Here is a 24,727-nt window from a genome sequence, read left to right on the forward strand (position 1 = left end):
ATTTCATCAAGAATAGCTATGGATTACTATAAAACCCTAAAAATTAATTATCAGTCTGCTGTACAAAGAATTCAGATATATCGACCTGAAGCTAACAATAGCATTAATCCGGATCTGGCTCAAGAGTTATTATTAGCTTTACAAGCTGCTGAAGCAGAGGAAACAGTTAAAGTAGTTATTCTAGAAGGACTACCTGATGTGTTTTGTACAGGGATGGATTTTCAAGAAGTAGCAGATGGAAGGGAACTTGATCCAAAACAGAATATGCACAGTTACTACAACATCTTGAAACAGATGTATCAAAGTAGCAAAGTGATTTTATCAAGAGTCCGTGGGAGGGTGCAAGCAGGAGGTGTGGGTTTGGTAGCAGCTAGCGATCTAGTTGTGGCGGATCAAACTGCTACCTTCGTTTTATCTGAACTCTTATTTGGTTTGTTACCTGCTTGTGTGTTGCCATTTTTGATTCGTCGAGTAGGGTTCCAAAAAGCCCAACGTTTATCACTAACAACTCAACCAATTTCAGCATCAGAGGCTTATAACTGGGGGTTAGTTGATGAATATAATGAGGATACTAATAAGTCAATTAATCAATATATTCGACGTTTGAGATATTTAGAATCATCCGGAGTCAAAGAGTTAAAAGACTTGATGAATAAATTATGGATTATTCAAGAAGAAACTCAAGATTTAGTTGTAAATACGTCTTGTAGTATGATGGTCAAACCTGCTGTTCGCGAAAAAATTAGACTATTTATACAAGAGGGGGTGTTTCCATGGCAAAGTTAAATTTTAATCAGGACTCAGTTAAGGGTAATTCTAAGGCACAACTGGTGGAGTTGGGAAATGGTGTTGTTCAAATCACTATGAATGATGAGGAGAACAGAAATAATTTTTCCCAGGAAATGGTGACAGGATTATTTCAATGTTTTCAAGCAGTTAGAGAGAATAAGAACTATAAAGTAGTTATATTGGCAGGAACTAATAATTACTTCGGCACGGGTATTAGTGGCGAACAGTTAATGTCAACTGTTCAAACAGAAGATAACTTTTCTATTGAGAAAATTACTGAGCTATTAACTTTGGCACTAAATTGTCCGATACCTGTTATTGCTGCGATAGAAGGGCACGCATTAGGAGGTGGTTTTGCTATCGGTTTATATGCAGATTTACTGGTGCTAAGTCAAGAAAGTTTTTATGCCAGTAACTTTCTGAAATATGGTTTTATTCCTGGAGCTGGAGCAATATTTATATTACTGAAAAAGCTTGGGTTAGAACTAGGACAAGAAATGGTGTACACCGCCCGCAATTATCGTGGGAAAGAATTAGAAAAGCGGGGAGTTCCTTTTCCAGTTTTACCGAGAAAGGAAGTGCTAAAGTTTGCCAGAAAAATTGCTAATGAAATAGCAGAAAAACCCAGGTTGTCTCTAGTTACTTTAAAGAAATACTTAATTTCAGACATTAGAAAAAAAATGCAAGAAGTACTTCCTAAAGAAGTAGAGATGCAAGAAATAACCTTTAATCAACCTGAGGTTAAAAGCTTGATAGAATCAAGTTTTGCAGTAGGTGGAGGCAATAAACAGCAGAGTCAGTTAACAGAAGAAGAAAATATTTTATCTCAATTACAATCGGGTAATCTTTCCTTAGAAAATGCAGAAGCGCTACTCCTAGGAATGACTGAAGAAAAAATACCAGAAACAGTTCAGGATGTCAAAGCGATCGCTCCTGAAAATTATGATGAGTTATTATCTGAAGAATTATTATCTTTGGTAAGTGCTGGAGAAATATCTTTAGAAGCAGCAGAAAATTTATTATTAGAATTAGAAGCAGGAGAACCAGAAGATCAGACAGAAAAATTACTAAATCAGTTACAGTCAGGTGAAGTTTCTTTGGAGAATGCTGAGTCAATTCTGTTAGGTTTGGATGAGGGAAAACCAAAAAATAATGATGAAAATCAATTAATTAATTCGGATAATTATGATGAGTTATTATCTGAGGAATTATTATCTTTAGTAAGCTCAGGAGAAATATCTTTAGAAGCAGCAGAAAATTTATTATTAGAATTAGAAGTAGTCAAACCAGAAGATCATACAGAAAAATTATTAAATCAGTTACAATCAGGTGATATTTCCTTGGAGAATGTAGAATCAATTCTGTTAGGTTTGGATGAGGGAAAATCGCCAGCTAAAACGACAACTCAAAAAAAAATAGATAACTATGAAAATAAATCGGTAAATCCTGATAATTCAGAAGAATTGTTATCATTGTTAAGCTCAGGAAAAATCTCATTAGACGCAGCAGAAAATTTATTATTAGAAGTAGCACCAGAAATTAAAACAGATGTTAGTGAAGGGCTTAACTCTGGTAACAATGATATAGCGAACACAGATATAGCAATTATTGGAATCTCATGTCGATATCCAGGAGCAAATAACTGGCAAGAATTTTGGGAAAATTTAAAGAATGGAGTTGATAGTGTAACAGATCCACCTCCTGGAAGATGGGAAGAAAAGAATTGGTATAATCCAGATCCAGAGAATCCAGGTACTGCCTATTCAAAGTGCGCTGGTTTTTTAGAGGAAATTGATAAATTTGACCCCTTATTTTTTAAAATTTCTCCCGAAGAAGCTCAGTTTGTCGAGCCTCAACAAAGAATATTTTTAGAAGAAGCTTACCATGCTATAGAGGATGCTGGATATGCTACTGATTCTCTTAAAGGTGAAAAGTGTGGAGTATTTGTGGGAGCGTCAACGGGTGATTATCTCAAGTTATTATCAATTGCTGGATTAGAGACTCATCGGTTTGTACTAACAGGAAATATTCTGTCTCTTGTACCAGCAAGAATTGCCTACTTCCTTGACTTGAAAGGGCCAGTAGCAACTATTGATACCTCTTGTTCGTCCTCATTAGTCGCTATTCATCAAGCTTGTGAAAGTATACAGAGAGGGGAAAGCGAAATGGCGATCGCTGGAGGTATTTCTATTTGTGCAACAGCAGACTTCCAAATAGCCTCAAGTCAGTTTCAAATGATATCCCCTGATGGACGTTGTAAAACTTTTGATGCTTCAGCGTCAGGTACAACTTGGAGCGAAGGTTGTGGCGTTATCTTGTTAAAAAGCTATAGTCAAGCAGTTCAAGACAACGATCTTATTTATGGAGTTATCAAAGGAACGGGGGTAAATTATGATGGTAATACTAACGGAATTAGTGCCCCTAGCAGTCAATCTCAAGCTAGTTTAGAAGCAGCAGTTTATCAGAAGTTTGGCATTAATCCAGAAACTATTAGTTATGTAGAAGCTCATGGTACGGCAACACCTCTGGGAGATCCAATAGAAGTAGAAGCTTTAACAGAAGCCTTTTCTAAGTGGACGAAGAAGAAGCATTTTTGTGCGATCGGCTCGGTCAAAAGTAATATTGGCCATGCCTCAACTGCTGCTGGGGTTTCTGGTTTGATCAAGACGATTTTGTGTCTCAAAAACCAAAAATTAGTACCGTCGTTACATTTTGAGCAACCAAACCCACATATTGACTTTGAAAATAGCCCTTTTTATGTTAATACAGAATTAAAAGATTGGGAAGTTTCAGCAGGAGAACCAAGGAAAGCCGCAGTTAGTTCTTTTGGTTTTAGCGGTACTAATGCTCATATTGTTATAGAAGAAGCTCCTAGTGAAGTCAGAAGTCAGAAGTCAAAAGTCAGAAGTGAAGAATATTTAGAACGTTCTCTGCATTTGTTAACTTTATCGGCGAAAACAGAAAATTCTCTAAAAGATTTAGTCAGTAGTTATCAAAGTTATTTAGAAACTAATGTAGAGACGTTTCGCGAAACCTCCCTACATGATATATGTTATACAGCTGCTACAGGTAGAACCCATTTTAATCATCGACTAGGAGCGATCGCATCCGAACCTCAAGAATTAATAGAGAAACTGCTAGAGTGGAAAACTCAGTCAGAATTAGTAGGAGTATTTTCGGGCGAAACAAATAAGCAAAGTCAGAAAATAGCATTCCTATTTACAGGCCAAGGTTCCCAGTATACAAATATGGGAAGGCAACTGTATGAACAAGCACCCACTTTCCGTCAAGCTTTAGACGAATGCGACCAAATTTTACAACCCTATCTGGAAGTACCTCTATTAGAAGTTATTTATCCTCAAGATACACAAAAGTCAACTGCCGATTTATTCGATCGAACAGCTTATACTCAGCCAGCTCTATTTTCCCTGGAATATGCTCTCTTTAAATTATGGGAATCATGGGGAGTCAGGCCAAATGTAGTGATGGGGCACAGTGTTGGAGAATATGTAGCAGCAACAGTAGCAGGAGTATTGAGTCTGGAAGATGGTTTGAAACTAATAGCAATGCGGGGCAAGTTGATGCAAAAGTTACCATCCGGTGGTGAGATGGTATCGGTAATGGCATCAGAATCAGAAGTAACAGCAGCTATCAAAGAATATAAAACCCAAGTAACAATAGCAGCATTTAACGGGCCGAAAAGTATAGTAATTTCAGGAGAGAGTGGAGCGATCGCTAAGATTTGTAGTGAATTGGAAGCAGCGAAAGTGAAGACTAAAAAACTACAAGTATCCCATGCTTTCCATTCCCCATTGATGGAACCAATGTTAACAGAATTTGCAGCAGTAGCCAAAGAAATTACCTATAATAAACCGCAAATACCAATAATATCAAATGTCACTGGTACTGAAGTAGGTACAGAAATAACTACTGCTCAATATTGGGTAGATCATGTTCTGCAACCAGTAAAATTTGCCCAGAGTATGAAAACTCTAGAAGAGCAAGGATATCAAACCTTCCTGGAAATCGGACCAAAACCAATATTGTTGGGCATGGGCAGACGATGTGTAACAGAAGATGTAGGAGAATGGTTGCCATCATTGCGCCCGGGAGTAGATGAATGGGAACAAATGCTATCAAGCCTGGGACAATTGTATGTGAAAGGAGTAAAAATAGATTGGTTAGGATTTGACTCAGACTATAGTCGTCAGAAAGTCGTCTTGCCAACTTATCCATTTGAACGAGAAAGATGTTGGATAGAAACCAACAATAACTTCAACTTCTTGCCTCAACAACAGTTTACCAAAAGCCAAAACTTCCATCCACTACTAGGTCAAAAATTAAATTGTGCCAGCGAACAACAAATATTTGCATCACAAATAGGGGAAAATTCACCCAACTATTTGAGTCACTATCGAATATTTGATCGAGCATTATTTCCGGCAACAGGCTACCTAGAAATAGCAATGGCAGCAGGAAATCGCCAATTAAAAACACCCCAAATAGTAATAGAAGATTTAAGCATCAGTAAGGGATGGACACTACCACCAGGAGAATTAACAAATGCCCAAACCATTCTGACTCCACTAGACAATCAAAGCTACCAATTCCAAATATTTTCTCAACAACAAAATCAAGAGGAACAGAAATGGAAACTCCATGCTACAGGAAAAATCCGAACTGCTCAAACAGATACAACTCCTACTAAAGTAGATTTAGAAAAATATAAAGCTGAGTGTAGTCAATCAATAGAAGTTGAACAACATTATCAACAATGTCAGAAATTAGGGATTGATTATGGCAGCAATTTCCAAGGTATCTACGAGTTATGGTATGGAGAAAACCAAGCATTAGCTCAGATTAAATTACCCCAAGAATTGATAGCACAAACAATTGATTATCAGTTCCATCCCGCATTATTAGATGCAGCTTTGCAGATAATTGTTCATGCACTGCCAGAAGTAGACAGCGATCTAACCTATCTGACAGTCGGGATAGAACAGTTCAAAATATATGGTAGTCCTGGGCTTTCCTTGTATGCTTGCGCATCGGCGATCGCTGTAGTGGAAAGTGAAAAAAGTTTAACCGCTCAAGTGACGCTAGTGACTCCAGAAGGAGAAATTATTGCCACAGTCGAAGGTTTACAAGTCAAACTGGCGAATCAACAGACTATACTAGGAACAGAAGTAGAAATCAGTAATTGGTTGTATGAAGTAGAATGGATATCCAAAGGTCTTTTGGGCAGATTGCTACCACCTGCTTTCTTGCTCGATCCCGTAGAAGTTTCCCAAAAATTAACTCCTAGCTTTAAAGAATTAGTAAGCCAGGTAGATAATACTCAGACCTCAGAAATAGAAAGGAACCTGGAAGAATTAAGCGTAGATTATATAGTGCAAGCTTTGCTATCAATGGATTGGTCTTATAAGCCAACAGAGAGCTTTGACTTGGAAGCCGTAGTTCAACGTTTAGGAATAGTTCCCAGTCAGCGACGACTATTTGGGCGTTTGCTACAGATATTAGAAGAAGTAGGAATACTTAAGTACGAACAACAGCAATGGCAGGTACAACAAACCCTAGAAAAAGTCAACCCTAGCGAACAAAGCCAGAGTTTACTGAATCAATATCCAGAAGCAGAAGCAGCATTAACACTCTTAAACCGTTGTGCATCTCAACTCCGTGGAGTCCTCAAAGGAGCAATAAATCCCCTAGAACTGGTGTTTCCGAAAGGGGATTTGACGGCAGCTACCCAAGTCTATCAAGACTCAATTGTAGCCAAGGTGATGAACACGATAGTACAAAAAACCATCGCTCAAACTATTGAGGATTTACCCCCTAGCAGAGGGATTCGGGTGTTGGAAATTGGAGCGGGAACAGGAGAAACTACAAGTTATATTCTGCCCCATCTAAATCCTAATAAAACAGAATATATATTCACCGATATTGATGGCATACTTACCAGACAAGCTCAACAGAAATTCCAGGATTATAAATTCCTAGACTATCAAACCTTAGATATAGAGGTAGAGCCAAGTAGTCAAGGATTTGCATCTCATCAATATGATGTAATTATTGCAGCCAATGTTCTTTATGCTACAACCAGTATAAAGCAGACATTATCCCATGTCCGACAACTGTTAGCACCAGGGGGAACATTGGTATTGTATGAAAGAACAACTCGCTCTCGATTTTTGGATTTAATTTTTGGATTATTAGAAGGATGGTGGAAATTCAGCGATGATGAATTGCGGGCGGACTATCCTCTCTTGAGTCGTCAGCAGTGGCAACAGGTTTTGAGTGAAACAGGTTTTACTCAAGTCGTTACTCTCCCAGAAGTTGAGGAGATGCCAGAAGTGTTTGCTCAACAAGGAGTTATCGTTGCTCAAGCTCCTCCAACAACTTTAGACTCAACATCATCGACACAGAAGAGCTGGTTGATACTGGCAGATAAACAGGGAGTTGCTCAACAGCTAGCTAGTCACCTGCGATCATCAGGAGATGCTTGTACATTAGTATTTGCTGGAGAGAACTATCAACAGCTTGCCCCGGAAGAATTTACGATCGCTCCTCATCATCCAGAAGAATTTGAGAAACTGATAGAAACTGTAGCTACCAAATCCCCATCCTTACTGGGGGTAGTACAATGTTGGACAACCGAAGCAGGGGTGGGTAGAAACATAAGCGCTGAGGAATTAGGACATTTATCGAAGCTAGGCTGTGGTACTACCTTATCTTTGGTACAAGCTTTAGTCAAAGCCAAGTTATCTGAGTCGCCCCGGTTATGGTTAGTAACGAATGGTTCTCAAGCAGTACCGTCAAATAATTCAGTCATACCAGGAGTAGCCCAATCTTCATTGTGGGGTATGGGGAAAGTAATTAGCCTAGAACATCCCGAACTCAAGTGCGCGTGTATAGATTTAGACTCACAGGAGACGATAGAGGCTCAAGCTGAGGAACTATTCGAGGAAATTTGGGCGGAGGATAAGGAAGATCGGGTAGCATGGCGTGGGGATGAGCGTTATGTGGCTCGATTGGTGGCTAGTCATCATCAGCAAGCAGTGACAGCACAAGAAGCTGATGCTACTACTACTCAAAAGTCTTTGCGTTTCCGGGAGGATGCTACCTACTTAATTACAGAAGGTATTAGCAGTTTAGGGTTATTGGTGGCTCGTTGGATGGTAGATAAAGGAGCCAAGCATCTGGTGTTGCTAGGAAACTGTTCGCCAGATGGTACTAACAGTCAAACAATAACTGAGTTAGAAAAAGCTGGAGCTTCGGTTGTAGCTGAAAAAGTTGATGTGTCCGATATGGAATCGATCGCTAGAGTGCTACACAACATTAAGGACTCAAATATACCGCTAGCAGGAGTAATCCATTCCGCAGGAATATTGCCCGATGGAATGCTACAAGATCGGGTTTTGTCTGACTTTGAAGAAGCGATCGCATCAAAAGTTAAAGGTGCTTGGCATTTGCATCAATTGACTCAAAATCAGCAGCTAGACTTTTTTGTAATGTTTTCTTCAGTTGCATCTCTGTTGGGTTCACCAAATCAAGGAAATTATGCTGTAGCTAATGGGTTTCTAGATGGTTTAGCTCATTATCGTCGGGGTATGGGATTGCCAGGATTGAGCATTCATTGGGGAACTGTTGCTCAAGGTGGAGAAAGTGTTAGTTTACAGCAGCAGGGAATAGCAGCAATATCTCCAACTCAGGCGCTAGAGTCTCTAGAGCTACTGATGAGTGGTTCAGATATAGAAGTAGGGGTGCTACCAATTGAGTGGTCTGCTTGGCAGGAAAGAGTAGCCCAATGGCCTTTCTTGGCAGATTGGCAGGAAACAACTCAAACTACTTCTGAAATATATAAGTCAGAATTTCTGGCAAAATTGGAGGCAACAGCACCCAATGAGCGTCGCTCGTTATTAGTGGCTCATGTTCGACGTCAATTTGCTCTAGTGTCAGGAATTAAAAATCCTGAATCTATTTCATTAGAAACAGGATTTTTTGACCTAGGAATGGATTCTTTGACTTCTGTTGAGTTGAGGAATAAGTTGCAGATAAGTTTAGATTGTTCTCTGCCATCTTCTCTAGCTTTTGATTATCCTAATATTCAGTCACTAACTGATTACTTGGAAGAAACAATACTTCTGCCATCAGAGGGTCCTGGTTCTGAGTCAGAAACACCAGAGGCAAGATTGGAGAAGGATTCCTTGGAGCTAGAGTATTCAGAAAGTCTATTTTCTGAAGTTAATCAGCTTTCTGAAGATGAAATTGATCTGGCGGTTGATGACGCTATAGATGAATTAGATCGACTTTTAGAATGAGTTAGTTAATATCAAATTTGTAATCATAAAGTATAGGAGGAATAAAGATGGAACTTAACTCACCCGAAAAACTCTCAAATGAGCAACGTTTACTACTAAAACTCAAACAAGCAACTGCAAAAATTCAAGCACTTCAAGCAGCAACTACAGAACCAATAGCTATTGTTGGTATGAGTTGTCGTTTTCCCGGAGGTGCATCTACTCCACAAGCTTTCTGGGATGTTTTACAAAATGGAGTAGATACGATCGCTGAGGTCCCAAAAGAGCGATGGCATCTTGATGATTATTACGATCCTGATCCAGAAACTCCAGGCAAAATGTACAGTCGTTATGGAGGATTTATCAATGGAGTACAAGAGTTTGATGCCAATTTTTTTGGTATTTCCCCTAAAGAAACCACTCATTTAGACCCCCAACATAGATTACTCTTAGAAGTCACTTGGGAAGCTCTAGAGAATTCAGGAAATAATCCGCAACAACTTAAAGGAAGTCAAACGGGTGTATTTGTTGGTATTTGTACCAATGACTATACTTCTCGTATATTCAGTCAAGGTCTAGAAAAAATTGATGCTTATATGAGTTCAGGTAACTCCCACAGTACAGCATCAGGGCGAATTTCCTATACTCTGGGGCTAGTCGGACCTAATTTAGTAGTAGATACATCCTGCTCTTCTTCATTAGTAAGTATTCATTTAGCCTGTTCGAGTTTAAGAAATAAAGAGTGTAATCTAGCTCTAGCAGGAGGGGTGAATTTATTGCTATCTCCAGAGCTTAGTGTTGCTCTGTCTCAAGGTCGTATGTTATCGGTAGATGGTAAGTGCAAAACCTTTGATGCTTCAGCAAACGGTTATGTCCGTGGAGACGGATGTGGGATTATTGTATTGAAGCGCCTCAGTGATGCAGTTGCCAATAAGGATAATATTCTGGCAGTAATTCGTGGCAGTGCTATTAATCAAGACGGCCCCAGTAGTGGTTTGACAGTACCTAATGGTCCTTCTCAAGTAGCTGTTATCCGTCAAGCTATGGCTAATGGAGGAATAGATGCAGCAGATATTAGTTATATTGAAGCTCATGGAACTGGAACTTCCTTGGGAGATCCGATAGAAGCTGAAGCTTTAGGAACAGTTTTTGGCAAAACCCATTCTCAAGAGCAGCCTTTAATTATTGGTTCAGCCAAGACTAATATTGGTCACACCGAGGGAGCAGCAGGAGTTGCAGGTTTGATGAAATTAGTCCTGCAATTGCAACATCAACAAATAGCACCGTCACTGCATTTTAATGAGCCTAATCCTTATATTAATTGGTCTCAATTACCTGTACAAGTATCGACGAATCTTACGCCTTGGGAAACTAATGGCAAAAGTCGCATCGCTGGCGTAAGTTCCTTTGGTTTTAGTGGAACTAATGCTCATATAATCTTAGAAGAAGCTCCCGAAGAATTTAGAATTAAGAATTCAGAATTTAGAATTGAGGATGGAACTGAACGTGCAGTTCATATCTTGACTCTTTCTGCTAAAAGTGAAACAGCTCTTAGTGAGTTAGTCAATAGTTATCAAAATTATCTAACAATTCATCCCGAATTAGGGGTAGCTGATATCTGCTATACAGCTAATATAGGACGTGGCCAGTTCCACCACAGACTAGCAGTTATTGCACGCAACCAACAAGAATTAATAGAAAAACTCCGAGAAAACCAGGAAGGAGAAGAAGTAACCGGAATTTACTCAGGAGAACTGACAAACAATACTACCGGAAATAAAATCGCTTTCCTCTTTACAGGGCAAGGTTCCCAATATGCAAACATGGGAAGGGAGTTGTATGAACAAGCACCCACTTTCCGTGAAGCGATTAACCAATGTGAAGAAATTCTGAGTAGTGTGGAAACTTTCCAGGAAAAGTCTTTACGAGATATTCTTTATTCTGAAGCTACAGATAATTCTGGTTCATCTTTGATAGACCAAACAGCGTATACCCAACCAGTGCTGTTTGCTATAGAATATGCCCTATTTAAACTGTGGGAATCTTGGGGAATTAAACCAGATGTAGTCATGGGTCATAGTGTGGGTGAATATGTGGCAGCAACTGTAGCCGGAGTATTTAGTTTAGAAGATGGCTTGAAACTAATTTCCACTAGGGGAAGGTTAATGCAGAAATTACCTGCTGGTGGTGAGATGGTTTCAGTAATGACTTCAGAGTCGAAAGTCCTGGAAACTTTGAAGGCAATGTCTCTGGAAGAAAAAGTAGCCATAGCAGCTATGAATGGACCCCAAAGCATAGTAATTTCTGGGGAGTCTGAATCAGTAAGAGCGATCGCAACTAAGCTCGAATCAGCCGGAATCAAAACCAAACAACTACAGGTATCCCATGCTTTCCATTCACCATTGATGGAACCGATGTTAGCAGAGTTTGAAACTGTAGCGAATCAAATTACCTACAATCAACCAAGGATATCAATTATATCAAATCTCACGGGAACCAAAGCAGACAATAGTATAACTACAGCTCAATATTGGGTGAGTCATGTACGGCAACCAGTAAAGTTTGCCCAGGGTATGAAAGAGTTAAGCGAGCAAGGCTACGAAACTTTCTTAGAAATCGGACCAAAACCAATTTTGTTGGGAATGGGAAGGCAATGTTTACCAGAAGTAGGTGTATGGTTGCCATCGTTGCGTCCAGGAGTTGATGAATGGCAACAGCTCCTTTCCAGTTTAGGACAGTTATACGTACAGGGAGTCAAAGTAGATTGGTTAGGATTTGATCGTGACTATAACCGAGAGAAAGTGCTATTGCCTACCTATCCATTCCAAAGAGAAAAATATTGGATAGAAATTAACAATGGCTATCAACAAAAACTGTCTTTGTCAAAATATTTGCACCCGTTACTAGGAGAAAAAGTTGACTTAGCAGGAATAGATGAGCAATATCGTTTTCAATCATACCTAAGCCCTAAATCTCCAGACTACCTCAAAGATCACCAAGTATTCGAGCAAGTCCTATTTCCAGGTACGGGATACCTAGAATTAGCAATGGCAGCAGGAAAAAATATCTTCAGCTCTCAAGAACAAGTAGTAGTATCTGATGTGGTGATAGCGCGAGGATTAATCTTACCAGAAACAGAAATCAAGAAAGTACAAACGGTAGTTAGTTCTTCAGAAGATAATACTTATAAGTTTGAGGTATTTAGTGCATCAGAATCTGAGAATCAACAGACTCTAGAATGGAGGTTGCACAGTGAAGGAAAAATCTACCCAGAGCCAATTGCCAAGGATAAAGAAACCATAGACTTAGAACAATATCAAAAAGATTGTACTCAAGTAATAGAGGTAGAAGAACATTATGAAAAATGTAAGTCTTTAGGTTTAGACTACGGCAATTGTTTCCAAGGACTAAAACAGTTGTGGAAAGGTAAAGGCAAAGTTCTAGGCGAAATAGTTTTACCGGACGAATTAATCGAAAACGTAACAGATTATCAGCTACATCCAGCCCTATTAGATGTAGCCCTACAAATTACAGGTTATGCTCTAGCTCAATCAGACACAGACGATCAAACCTATCTGCCATTAGGGATAGACAAATTGAGAGTATATCGTCGGACAATAAGTAAAGTATGGGCGATAGGACAAGTACAAGAAAACAGCTTAACAGCAAACATTTTCTTAGTAGATAACCAGGGAACGGTATTAGCCAAGCTAGAAGGATTCAAGGTAATGGCAACCACTGCCGATGTACTCTTGAAAAGTATGCAGCCAGATATCAGTCATTGGTATTATAAAGTTGACTGGCAAGCTCAAGAGTTACCACCAACGAACCCATCAACAGCAAGCAGCAAATGGTTAATCTTGGCAGAAGATACTCAACTAATAGAAGCACTACAAAACAAAGAGCAAGAGTGCATTCAAGTATCGCCAGGAGAGACATATAAGCAATTAAGTCCACAGCACTATCAAATCAATCCCAATAACGAGGAAGAATTTCAACAACTGCTGGCTGAAAATTCAGGAATTACAGGAGTTGTACATTTCTGGGGAGTGCAGAAATCAGAAAACAAAGAAAACTTAGAATTAGATAAAATTCAAGAAAATATTTGTGCGTCTGCACTGCATTTGGTACACGCAATTCTCGAAAGTAATAGCGAGACAACACCACAGTTGTGGTTGGTAACGCAAGGAACTCAGAGTGTTAACAAAGACTCGGAAGTAATTAATCCTGAGTATGGAAGTTTATGGGGATTCGGCGGAATAGTTGCCATAGAACACATAGACCTAAAGTGTAAACGTTTCGACTGCGATCCAGAAGCCAATATTGAGCAAAACCTAGACTCCTTAGTAGCTGAACTATTATCAGAAAATATCGAAGACCAAATAGCGATACGTCAGGGAAATCGTTATGTGGCCAGATTAGGACGAAAACCACAGCAACAAACAATGAGTGCCCCTGGGCAACCAGTGCAATTAAAACTGCCAGAATACGGACTGATAGACAACCTCGGCTGGCAGCCAATGCAGCGTCCTGTTCCTGAAGTTAACGAAGTAGAAATTGAGGTAGCAGCAGTAGGACTAAACTTCCGAGACGTACTCAATGCTTTAGGATTGCTCAAAGACTACTATGCCGAACACCTGGGCATTACCAGTGCCCAACAACTCACCTTTGGTTTGGAATGTACGGGCACAATCTCTGCTGTGGGAGCAGAAGTCTCACGGTGGCAAGTAGGGGACGAAGTAATAGTAAATATGCTCCATGATGGTTTCAGTAGTTTCATTACTGTTCCTGCTGAGGCTGAGTATCTCATGGCTAAACCGAAACAAATGAGTTTCAGTGAAGCAGCAACCTTACCTCTGACATTTTCCACAGCTTACTATGGATTGCAGCAGTTAGCCAAAATTAAACCTGGCGATCGAGTATTAATTCATGCAGCAGCAGGAGGAGTAGGGCAGGCCGCAGTACAAATAGCTCAACAGGCGGGAGCAGAAGTATTCGCTACTGCTAGTCCTCCTAAGTGGGAATTTCTCAAATCCCTGGGAATCAAACATATTATGAACTCCCGCACCCTAGATTTTGCTGACCAAATCATGGAGATTACTGAAGGAAAGGGAGTTGATGTAGTCCTCAATAGTCTCAATGGAGATTACATTCCCAAAAATTTGGAAGTATTATCTCCTCAAGGAAGATTTGTGGAAATTGGCAAAATCGGGATTTGGGAGCCACAGCAAGTTAAAGAAAAACGACCAGATGTCAGCTATTTCGCTTTTGATTTAGGACAAGTATCCCACGAACAACCAGAGGCAATGGTTCAGGTGTCAGAGGGATTAACCCACAAATGGAACCAAGGAGAACTTGTTGCCTTACCTCACAAAGTATTTTCTAGTACACAAATTACAGAAGCCTTCCAGTATATGCAGCAAGCCAAAAATATAGGGAAGGTAGTCATAGAAATGCCACAACTTTCTATTGATTCTAAGTCTATCCAAGCTGAAGGAAGTTATTTGGTTACAGGTGGATTAGGAGCATTAGGATTAGAATTAGCCAAATGGATGGTAACACAGGGGGCAAAACATCTAGTTTTGAGCGGACGTCGCACTCCTAATGAAAACGCCCAAAAAGTCATTGAGGACTTAGAAACAGCCGGAGCTTCTGTGAGTGTGTTATTAGGAGATATTTCCCGTCAAGAGGATGTCGCCCAAACTTTAGAGACAATATCAACGTCATTACCTCCACTGAAAGGGGTGATTCATGCAGCAGGGGTGTTGGATGACGGATTAGTTCAAAATCTGACTTGGCAGCGGTTTACTAAAGTGATGGCTCCCAAGGTGCAGGGAACTTGGAATTTGCATCAACTGACTAAAGATTTACCCTTAGATTTCTTTGTTTGTTTTTCCTCCATGGCTGCTATTCTAGGCGCTCCCGGCCAAGCCAATTATTCTGCAGCTAATTCTTTCATGGATGCCTTAGTTCACTATCGTCGAGGTCTGGGATTACCAGGATTGAGTATCAACTGGGGAGGTTGGGGATCTGTAGGGATGACAGCTCGTTTAGATACTGTGAATCAAAAACGACTGGAGAGTAGTGGGGTGACTCTCATAGAAACAGACAGGGGAATGCAGGCATTGGAGTCATTGTTATCTGACTCAGAGAGTCAAGTAGCAGTATTGCCCGTTAATTGGTCAAAATTCCTTAAGGCACTACCACGGGATCAAAAGACAATATTTATTGAGAATTTGATTTCCACTGAGTCATCATCAAGTAAAAAATCGGCATTTAGAGAACAATTAGAATCTGCATCGATTTCAGAACGTCAGGAGTTATTAACTAATCACGTTCGCTCTTTGGTAGCTAAAACTTTAGGGTGGTCAGACCCACAAAAGATAGGAATGCAGGAACCTTTTATTGATTTAGGATTAGATTCTTTGATGACAGTGGAGTTGAAAAATAGATTGGAGTCAAGTTTAGAGACAAATTTGATTTCTACATTGTTATTTGACTATCCTACTCTTAAGGCCTTGATAGAGTATTTACCTGATGTCATTCCTCTAGAATTTTCTGTAACAGATAGCTCAGATAAAGAAAGTAATAACTTATCTGGTGAAGAAATTGATTTTAAAGCTGAAGTAATTGTAGACCCGACAATTGTTATTAGTACTACAGTTAAGCAGAATATTGTGGAACCTCAGAATATTTTCTTAACAGGAGCGACAGGTTTTATTGGAACTTATTTGCTTGATGAGTTATTGCAAACAACTTCAGCAAATATATACTGTCTAATTCGGGCTAATGATATTGATTCAGCTAAACAGAAACTCAAAGATAAACTAGAATCTTATTGGCTTTGGGATGAGGAGAAATTTGGCTCTAGAGTTATTCCTGTAGTGGGAGATTTATCTAGTAAATTGTTCGGATTACCAACAGAAGAGTTTGACTTCCTTGCCAACCAGATTGATGTTATTTATCATAGTGGAGCTTGGACTAATCATCTTTACCCTTACAGTATACTCAAACCAACTAATGTTATAGGAACTCAAGAAGTTTTAAGATTGGCTGGTCAAACTTATGTCAAACCCGTGCATTTTATGTCTACTTATATAGTTTTATTATCATCCACTAAAGAGCAGGGTACAGCCATTCTTGAATCTGAACCTTTAAGTGATGAAGCTAATAATTTGACAAATGGTTACTTCCAAAGTAAATGGGTAGCGGAAAAGTTAGTAGCGGCAGCGAGGGATTTAGGAATTCCTACTTCTATATATCGCTTAACGACGATAACAGCAGATGCTAACAGTGGTGCTAGTAGGATTGATGATATAGTTTGTCGCTATGTTATGGGTTGTATTGAATTGGGAATGGTGCCAATTTTAGAAGGTAAATTAGAGAACTGGGTTCCTATCAATGAAACAACTAAAGCAGTTGTTCACTTGTCTCAGCAAGAGGCATCTTTGGACAAAACATTTAATTTAGTTAATCCGAAATCCACATCTTGGAACAATGTATTTGATTTTATTTGTTCTTTAGTTCCTTCTGTGAAAAGAGTTTCATCGAGTGATTGGCAGATAGCCTTATCAAATCATCCCGAAAACTCAGTGTATCCTTACTTTTTTGGAGTGCAGGCTGGAACTGGCAAATTGACAGAAAAAGAGTCAGACATTCTTTCAGGAGTTACTATTGACGACCGCAATACTAAGAATGGGTTGATGGGCAGTGAAATTGCCTTTAGCTCTATAGACAAAGAATACCTAGAAAAAATGCTTTCTTATTTGAACAAAAGTGGCTTTATAAACTTACCTTCTTAAAGCTAACTTAGAAAAAAAGCTACTTCTTCATTAATTGATAATGGATAATGAATAATGGATAATTACCTCTGGTTTTCTCCTTAAAAGGAGAGACAATAAAGCCGAATTGATTAATTATCAATTATCCATTATCCATTGGTAAAAATGTAGATTGTTTTTGAATTTTCACAATTGCTATATGATATAATATGAGCAAGTATTCAACTAAATGTGCATAATAGGCATACTCTAAAAAAAACCAATAATTAGGGAATAAAAATGACACAAGGAACAGAAATGACAGATAGTATAGTCTCCAAAGATGCTTTTGTCGGAACATGGAAACTTGTCGAAGTGAAATCTGTAGATAACCAACAAAAAGTTAGTTATCCCTACGGCCAAAATCCTATAGGCTACACCATATATACTCAGGATGGATATATATCATCCTCAATTATAATGAGAAATCGCCTGGGTTTGGGATTACCTATACAAGAAATATTTAATATGGCGTATGGTGGAAAAGCAAAAATAACAAATTTATTTAAATATCTCAGAGCAACTGTTAGATATATTCAGGCAGGGAACAAGTATGCTAGTTATATTTGTAAATATGAAATTAGAGATAATAAACTTATTTACCATATTGAAGTTAGTCTAGTTCCAGATTTTATTGGTACAGACCTAGAAATGGCTTTTGAGATTTCAGAAGATACACTTGTAATAACTAGACTATATGGGGATAATAAGGATAATAGCGTTATCGCTAGTTGGCAACGTGTTTCCTAAGAAGAACTGGGTGACAAGGAAATTGAGTCTTTCTTCTTAGGAGAAAGACTCTAATAAATATTAGATAGTAACAATTAACATATTTCTTGTAAAGGAAGCAAAACGATGAAAAAACTGCCAGACGGTCCCAAAACTCCCAAACTTTTGCAGCAACTTCATTGGTTAGGCGATCCCATAGGTTATATGGAAGCAGCTGCTCGACAGCCGTATCGGGATATTTTCCAGGCAGAGCCAGTTGGTTTGGGCGAGTCTCCCTTGTTCGTTAGTCACCCCCAAGCATTGCAGCAGATTTTTACAGATCCGAAGAGTTTTACAGCTCCTGGAGAACTCAACAAGATTTTGACTCCTTTTCTAGGGGATTACTCAATGATAACTCTATCAGGAAGTAGGCATCGGCGTCGGCGTCAGATGGTGATGCCTTCCTTTCATAACGATCGCATGCTCTTCTACAGTCAACTAATCTGTAACCATGCATCTTTGGCACTCGGCCAATTGAAAATTGGTCAAAGGTTTTCGGCTTATACCTCCATGCGAGAGATTTCCCGACGAGTAATCTTAGATGCTATATTTGGCCTTGATCGAGGAGAACGAGCTGAACTTCTCAGGCAAGGTGTGAAGAATCTATCGGAGATTTTTGATTCTCCCTTAAATTACACCTGGATGTTTTTCCCGATACTGCGAAAGGATATTGGTCCTTTGAGTTCCTGGGGATACTTTTGTCGCCAAAGGCAGCAAGTTGACGAAATTATCTATGCTGAAATTAGAGAACGACGCTCTTCACCAGACCCCAGTCGCAAAGATATCCTCTCCCTATTGATATCAGCCCGAGATGAAACAGGTCAGCCCATGAGTGATGTCGAGTTAAGGGATCAATTAATGCATCTACTAACTGCCGGGACTGAAACTGTAACAACGGCAATGACTTGGGGACTGTACTGGATTCATCATCTGCCGGAAGTTAGGGAAAAGCTATTGGCGGAAATGGATACTTTGGAGGAAAACTCCGATCCAATGAGCATTGTTAAATTGCCTTATTTGACTGCTGTTTGCAATGAAGCACTGCGCATTTATCCCATAGCAATGACTTTGTTACCACGGCAAGTGCAAGAGCCAGTTGAACTATTGGGCTATTCTTTACCCCCTGGAAAAGTGTTGATTGTCTGTGTTTATCTCACTCACCACCGTGAGGATTTATATCCCGAACCGAAGCAGTTTAAGCCCGAGCGCTTTTTAGAACGTAAATACTCTAGCTATGAGTTTCTGCCTTTTGGTGGTGGAAGCCGTCGCTGTATTGGCGATGCCTTTGGCATGTATGAAATGAAGTTGGTTTTGGCAACTATTCTATCAAAATATAAACTAGAACTGGCCGAACAGAAACCCGTTAAACCCGAGCGCCGAGGTACTAATATCACCCCTGCTGGGGGAGTGAAAATGATAATGAAAGGTGAGCGATTGGCCTAAGGAACACTTCAGTCTGTCTCTAGTATAGAGACTCCCACAAAACGATAGATCGATCCTGCCATACTTACTATAGTATCCTAAATACCCTAAAATAAGATGTGATAAGCGATAGGCTCAAAGCAAGACATTGCCAAAATTGTGTTTCAGTAGTAACAATTAATAACATATTTCTTAATAAAGGAAGTAAAACTATGACAAAACTGCCACAGGGTCCTAAAAGTCCCAAGTTTTTGCAGCAACTCCATTCATTAGCCGATCCCATAGGCTATATGGAAACAGCTGCCCGACAGCCATATCGGGATATTTTTCCAGCAGATTGTGTTGGTTTGACTCTTGCTCATGGTTTGGGGGAGTCTCCCCTGTTCGTCAGTCACCCCCAAGCATTGCAGCAGATTTTTACGGATCGTAAGCGGTTTACAGCCCCCGGAGATCTGAACACGATTACACGTCCTTTTTTTGGAGACACTGGACTGACAACTGTGTCAGGACGTCGCCACCAGCGTATGCGCCGGATGGTGATGCCTCCCTTTCATGGCGCTCGCATGCGCTTCTACGGTAAACTAATCTGCAACCATGCATCTTTGGCGATGGATGAATTGACAATTGGTCAAGGATTTACTGCTGGTAGCGCCATGCAAGATATATCCCGAGAAGTAATCTTAGAGGCGGTCTTTGGCATTGAGAAAGAAGAACGAGTAGAAACCCTCAAGCAAGCTTTGAAGAACATATCGGAGATGTTTAATTCTCCTTTAAATGCCCTCTCAATAATTTTACCCATAATGCAAAAGGATCTTGGTCCGTTGAGTCCCTGGGGATACTTTTGTCGCCAAATGCAGCAAGTTGATGAAATTATCTACTCGGAAATCAGAGAACGGCGCTCCTCACCAGATCCTAGTCGCACAGATATCCTCTCCCTATTAATAGCAGCTCGGGATGAAGAAGGTAAACCCCTGAGTGATGTCGAATTAAGGGATCAGCTAAGGACTTTAGTGAGCGCAGGTCAAGACACCACCGCAACAGCAATGGCTTGGGCGCTGTACTGGATTCATCATCTGCCGGAAGTTACCGAAAAGCTATTGGCAGAACTGGATACTTTAGAGGAAGACCCCGAACCGACGAGCATTGTTAAATTACCTTATTTGACTGCGGTCTGTAATGAAACCCTGCGCATGTGTCCCTCACTAATAACTTTGTTTGCACGGATTGTGCAAGAGCCTGTAGAACTATTGGGCTATTGTTTGCCCCCTGGAAAAGTCTTGATTCCCTGTGTTTATATCACTCACCAGCGGGAGGATTTATATCCCGAACCGAAACAGTTTAAGCCAGAGCGCTTTTTAGAACGTAAATACTCTAGCTATGAGTTTCTGCCTTTTGGCGGTGGGACTCGTATGTGTATTGGCGACGCCTTTGCCATATATGAAATGAAGTTGGTCTTGGCAACTATTCTATCAAAATATAAACTAGAACTGGCCGATCGCAGACCTGTTAAACCTAAGGTTCGAGGTATCACTCTCTTGCCGACTGGAGGTGTGAAAATGATCATGAAAGGTCAGCGATCGTGTCAAGCAAAACCTCTGGCTGCTACTTTATAGAACCCCTAAGCGTATTTATTTTTTTATACATTGTAAGGGTGGGGAGTATTTTTAATTTTTTCTTCCCACTAGAACTCCATGACTCAAAAATCTAATCCTGAGTAAAGGTGCCAAATGGGTTATATAGAAGTCATAACAGCTTGAAATTTTCTATCTCGTGAGTTTTGGGATAGTGAGACAAAGTTAATCAATTATATCATATCTGTTAGCATTGGTATTATATAGAGAATGCAAGGAAGAAGAAAGAAGCTTTAAGATAAGGAAAAACCTTATATGACCGCAGATATTTCCCTAAACTTTTACACAAACCATACTAACGGAGATCATATTAATTGTATATTAGTCGGCATCATTGATTAATGCTACAAATAACTTTTGGCACACTCCAAATCATCCCAAACAGAATATGTAATTAATTTTGTGTAGGTGTTTATTGATGATTGATAATAGAAAACTCTGTGAACCAGAGCAAGCCTTGGAAATGCTCAATCGCATTACTAATGCATCAAATAATGTGGTGGTGAGCGGGTGCATATTGGGAACCCTGAGTGAAGAAATTGTCAGACAGGCGCTGGATCTTATTCAAGAGCGTCACCCTCGGCTTAATTCTCGGATCGTTGGTGATTTGGATAACCTTCGTTTTGAAACTGGTGCAAAAAAAATTCCTTTGCGAGTTGTGGATAAGTACCATGAGGAACAATGGCAAGAAATAGTTCTAGAAGAATCAAACACCAAAATTGAGAGTAGTGAAGTGTTGTTGCGAGGTGTACTTATTCAAGAACAGGATTTTAGTGAAAACAGTACTAGCCATCTGATTATCACAATAGATCACGCCATCTCGGATGGTTTATCAAGCATTCAGTTATATTCAGAGATCTTGAGCTACTGCTCGAAAATTGCCTCTGGCGAGCGACTCGTTCCAGTGTCTAGCTTACCAGCGCTTCCATCTATAAATGAATTACTTCCCCCATCAACCAAAGGGTTTAGGCGTAATATCAATATCCTTTTGTATTTGCTGCGACTTCAGTTCAAACTGCTTTGGCACCGACCCAAAAAATTGGGGATTAAAAAGTCTGTACCTCTTGATTCACTACGTTCTGGTAATGTTTATAGAAACTTAGATGCCAACTTTACTCAAAAGTTGGTTAATCGTTGTCGCCAAGAAAAGACAACAGTACAAGGTGCTTTATGCGCAGCAATGATGTTTGCCGCAGCGAGAAAAATCAGGCCAGACCAGAAAACGCCAATGTCTTGTCGGAGTATTGTTAATATACGCAAATACTTGAAACCAGTAGTCGGCAATGAACACATGGGGATATTGGCTTGTGGTGTAGATTCATTTCACACTTTAAGCACAAGTACATCCTTTTGGGAATTAGCTCGGGATGTGATCCAGCAGCTAAAAGTTGGTTTAAAGGACAATGGTATATTCATTGAGATGTTGCTTATGAGGAAGTTTACTGAGGTTCTTCTGTCTAGCCCTAGTCAACCCAATCTAACAGTGGCAGTCTCTAATATTGGTAGAGTAAACATTCCCAAAGCTTACAGTAAATTTGAACTCTCAGAAATAAGTGTCGTTGCCTCACAGCCTACACTTAGAGGGTGTTTTTTTGCTTCTGTTGCAACCTTTGAGGGGAAAATGTTTTTGCATTTCCCCTTTTCTGTGCCTTTACTTAGCCAGGAAACAATGGAGGCTCTTGTAGATAACGCTCTGTCCTATCTAGATGATGCTAGCAAGGGAAAAATATAACGCTAGAGAAGTTAAAATTGACTTATACATATGCCTCTAATTTATTAATTAAATCACAATCCTGATTATAAATACTTAGGACTTGCCGAAACGGTACAAAAATGGATATTTCATGAACCAATAACAGTGGATGGCTCGGGTACTCATTGCTGGTTCTTAACGAAGATTGCCATATCTTCCCCAATAATTTGATGCACACGAGCAGTAGGATGAATTTCATCCCAAAAATAGTACTCATCAGGTAATGAACAGGCAGGCTCAATTGGAGATGTAGGTTGACAAGGATAGTTTAAGTTAGTCAAAGTATATTGGTCTGGCTTGGAACGGATTTGATCGCTAATTGCAATATGATCGTACAGTACAATTTCAGCACCTAATTCTTCAGTAAGCATCTCTAGTTTCTGGGGCAGAAGCTCGTTAACCAACTTTGTAAATAGAACTGCTTCATCAGTATTATCAAATTCTATGATATGAGGTACAATACCAATATCAGAAGAATTAACAACCATAAACTTATTGGCACCCAATGCTGCTAAATTGGATAGGCTCTGTCCAATATTATTCACAGTTTGGACTGATAGTTCTTCAACAGTTCCAGGCAAGTCAAAGTCAACATATTCCAAAAGATCATTGGCGGAGATAAAGATAAAGTACAAAGCATTTCTATCAGCAACTTGACCCGATAGCTCTGCGGTGAATTGCTCAATTTGGCCAAAGGCTCCCGTATCTTGGAAATCATCTAACCAAGCATTATAGTTTCCATTGCCGCTCTTGGCACCCACAACTGCATAATCGGTTAAACCAACTTGGAGATTCTGAGACAACACTTCGACAGTTGTGAGACCATTGGTCGCGCGTCCTTCAGAATCATAAATTCCTAAAGCTGGGTCAGCTGGCAAGATAAATGAACCAGGCACACCTGCATCAACAGCCTGAGTCGAAATTTCAAATGATGCCCCGTTATCTGAATAGCTATCTCCGAAGGCGTAAATGTGGGAAACTGAGCCAAATTTAGCAGCATAAGCATCAGGAGTTTTGACTACAATGCCCATTAACATAATCATACTAACAATCGTGATTGTCAGTACATTGAAGCTAAGTCGTTTAAACATAAGAATTTTTTTGTCCTCTACAAACTTTTGACATTTCAGAAGATATACTTGTACTAACTGTATCATCTGTAGGGAATACCTTTTGCATTACTTGGCAACGTGTTTCCTAGGATTTTTCCAGAGAATGTTCATTGGCTCAAGTGGTGACAAGTTAGCTAAAAGCGAGGGTGCTAAAATCGCACCCTCAGCCAAATTACCTAAATAACACGGGAGGATGAAAGCCATCGTCTTTTAAGCGATGGATGAAAGGCGAGTCGTCGGATTTTAATCCGATGTATTTTATTATACTGAAACCCACGTTGAAAGCCCCCGTGTTTGAACCCAGGAGATGAAAACAGGGTAGCTGTTTGGACTAGACAACTAAAGTTTTCCTCTGTTACTATGATCGACAATAAGTTTTTGTTCCGCCCGTTTCAAATGTACTATTGTCAGCAAGTTTTAGTAAATAAAAATCCTGAATTAATTGCTATCTTAACATTCTTATGTGAACAGTCTCACAAGCTAACTAACATGGGAATATATTATGCCAGGCAACTATATTTTAAATCTCAAAAAGGCATTGGCAAGTATGATTTAGAAAAGGTATACAAAAAGAACAATCACTATAAAGTTCTATACTCTCAAGCAGCACAACAAATCTTAAGAACCGTAGCTGAATCATTTAGGTCTTAACTATGGTCTAATAAAAACCTATAGTGAAGGAAAAATCTCAGATAGACCAAGTATTCCTAACTATAGAAAAAAAGGGGGAATGGCTACAGTTAGTTACCCCAAGCAAGCACTCAAACTCAAAGGTAATCAAATTAGAGTACCATTAGGCAATACCTGTAAACGCTGGTTTGGTTTGGATTGCTTTTTAATACCAATGCCTAGTAATCTAGGATTTTCTACTCTCAAAGAACTGAGAATATTACCGAGAAATAAATGCTTTTATTGGGAATTTATCTATGAAAAAGAAGTAGTAGTTAAACCTCAATTGAACCAAGACAGTGTATTAGGAATTGACCATGGTGTCGATAATTGGTTGACCTGTGTATCTAATGTCGGTACTAGCTTAATTGTGGATGGGAAACATCTCAAATCAATGAATCGTTGGTACAACAAACAGATATCAACTATTAAAGAAAATAAATCTCAAGGATTTTGGTCAAATAAA

9 protein-coding genes are annotated in these 24,727 nt (G+C 39.6%); 8 read left to right on the plus strand and 1 reads right to left on the minus strand.

Translation table 11 applies throughout. The features are described from left to right. Positions 1 to 18 precede the first annotated feature (18 nt). From F6K27_RS12480 to F6K27_RS12510, 7 genes are all read left to right on the plus strand, one after another. A complete protein-coding gene (locus F6K27_RS12480) occupies positions 19 to 786 on the plus strand; it encodes an enoyl-CoA hydratase/isomerase (protein WP_287276172.1) in 768 nt (255 codons plus the stop codon). Beyond that, entirely contained in the window at positions 774 to 9,107 is an 8,334-nt protein-coding gene (locus tag F6K27_RS12485) for a type I polyketide synthase (protein WP_287276174.1), read from the plus strand. Before F6K27_RS12480 ends, F6K27_RS12485 begins: the two co-directional genes overlap by 13 nt. Before the next feature lie 47 nt (positions 9,108 to 9,154). Continuing rightward, positions 9,155 to 16,888, plus strand: coding sequence for a type I polyketide synthase (locus F6K27_RS12490; RefSeq protein WP_287276176.1), 7,734 nt, complete (start codon positions 9,155 to 9,157; stop codon positions 16,886 to 16,888). Positions 16,889 to 17,146: 258 nt separating this feature from the next. Next, complete coding sequence (locus F6K27_RS12495; RefSeq protein ID WP_287241590.1) at positions 17,147 to 17,656, plus strand: lipocalin-like domain-containing protein; 510 nt, start codon at positions 17,147 to 17,149, stop codon at positions 17,654 to 17,656. 105 nt (positions 17,657 to 17,761) lie between these two features. Next, positions 17,762 to 19,117 (plus strand): cytochrome P450, encoded by a 1,356-nt coding sequence (locus F6K27_RS12500; RefSeq protein WP_124155962.1) that lies wholly within the window; start codon positions 17,762 to 17,764, stop codon positions 19,115 to 19,117. A gap of 98 nt (positions 19,118 to 19,215) precedes the next feature. Next, positions 19,216 to 20,709 carry a cytochrome P450 gene (locus tag F6K27_RS12505; protein ID WP_353735978.1) on the plus strand — a complete coding sequence of 498 codons (1,494 nt, stop codon included), beginning with the start codon at positions 19,216 to 19,218 and terminating at the stop codon, positions 20,707 to 20,709. A gap of 481 nt (positions 20,710 to 21,190) precedes the next feature. Next, positions 21,191 to 22,459, plus strand: coding sequence for an alcohol acetyltransferase (locus F6K27_RS12510; protein ID WP_287300872.1), 1,269 nt, complete (start codon positions 21,191 to 21,193; stop codon positions 22,457 to 22,459). 143 nt (positions 22,460 to 22,602) lie between these two features. Here F6K27_RS12510 and F6K27_RS12515 read toward each other — a convergent pair whose 3' ends face one another. Beyond that, complete coding sequence (locus tag F6K27_RS12515; protein ID WP_205127897.1) at positions 22,603 to 23,517, minus strand: SGNH/GDSL hydrolase family protein; 915 nt, start codon at positions 23,515 to 23,517, stop codon at positions 22,603 to 22,605. A gap of 805 nt (positions 23,518 to 24,322) precedes the next feature. Here F6K27_RS12515 and F6K27_RS12520 point away from each other — a divergent pair. Next, positions 24,323 to 24,727, plus strand: a 405-nt coding sequence (locus F6K27_RS12520) for a transposase (RefSeq protein WP_287300873.1), incomplete at its 3' end; no start/stop codon positions are given.

Source organism: Okeania sp. SIO2F5 (assembly GCF_010692685.1).
GTDB classification, from domain to species: Bacteria; Cyanobacteriota; Cyanobacteriia; order Cyanobacteriales; family Microcoleaceae; genus Okeania; species Okeania hirsuta.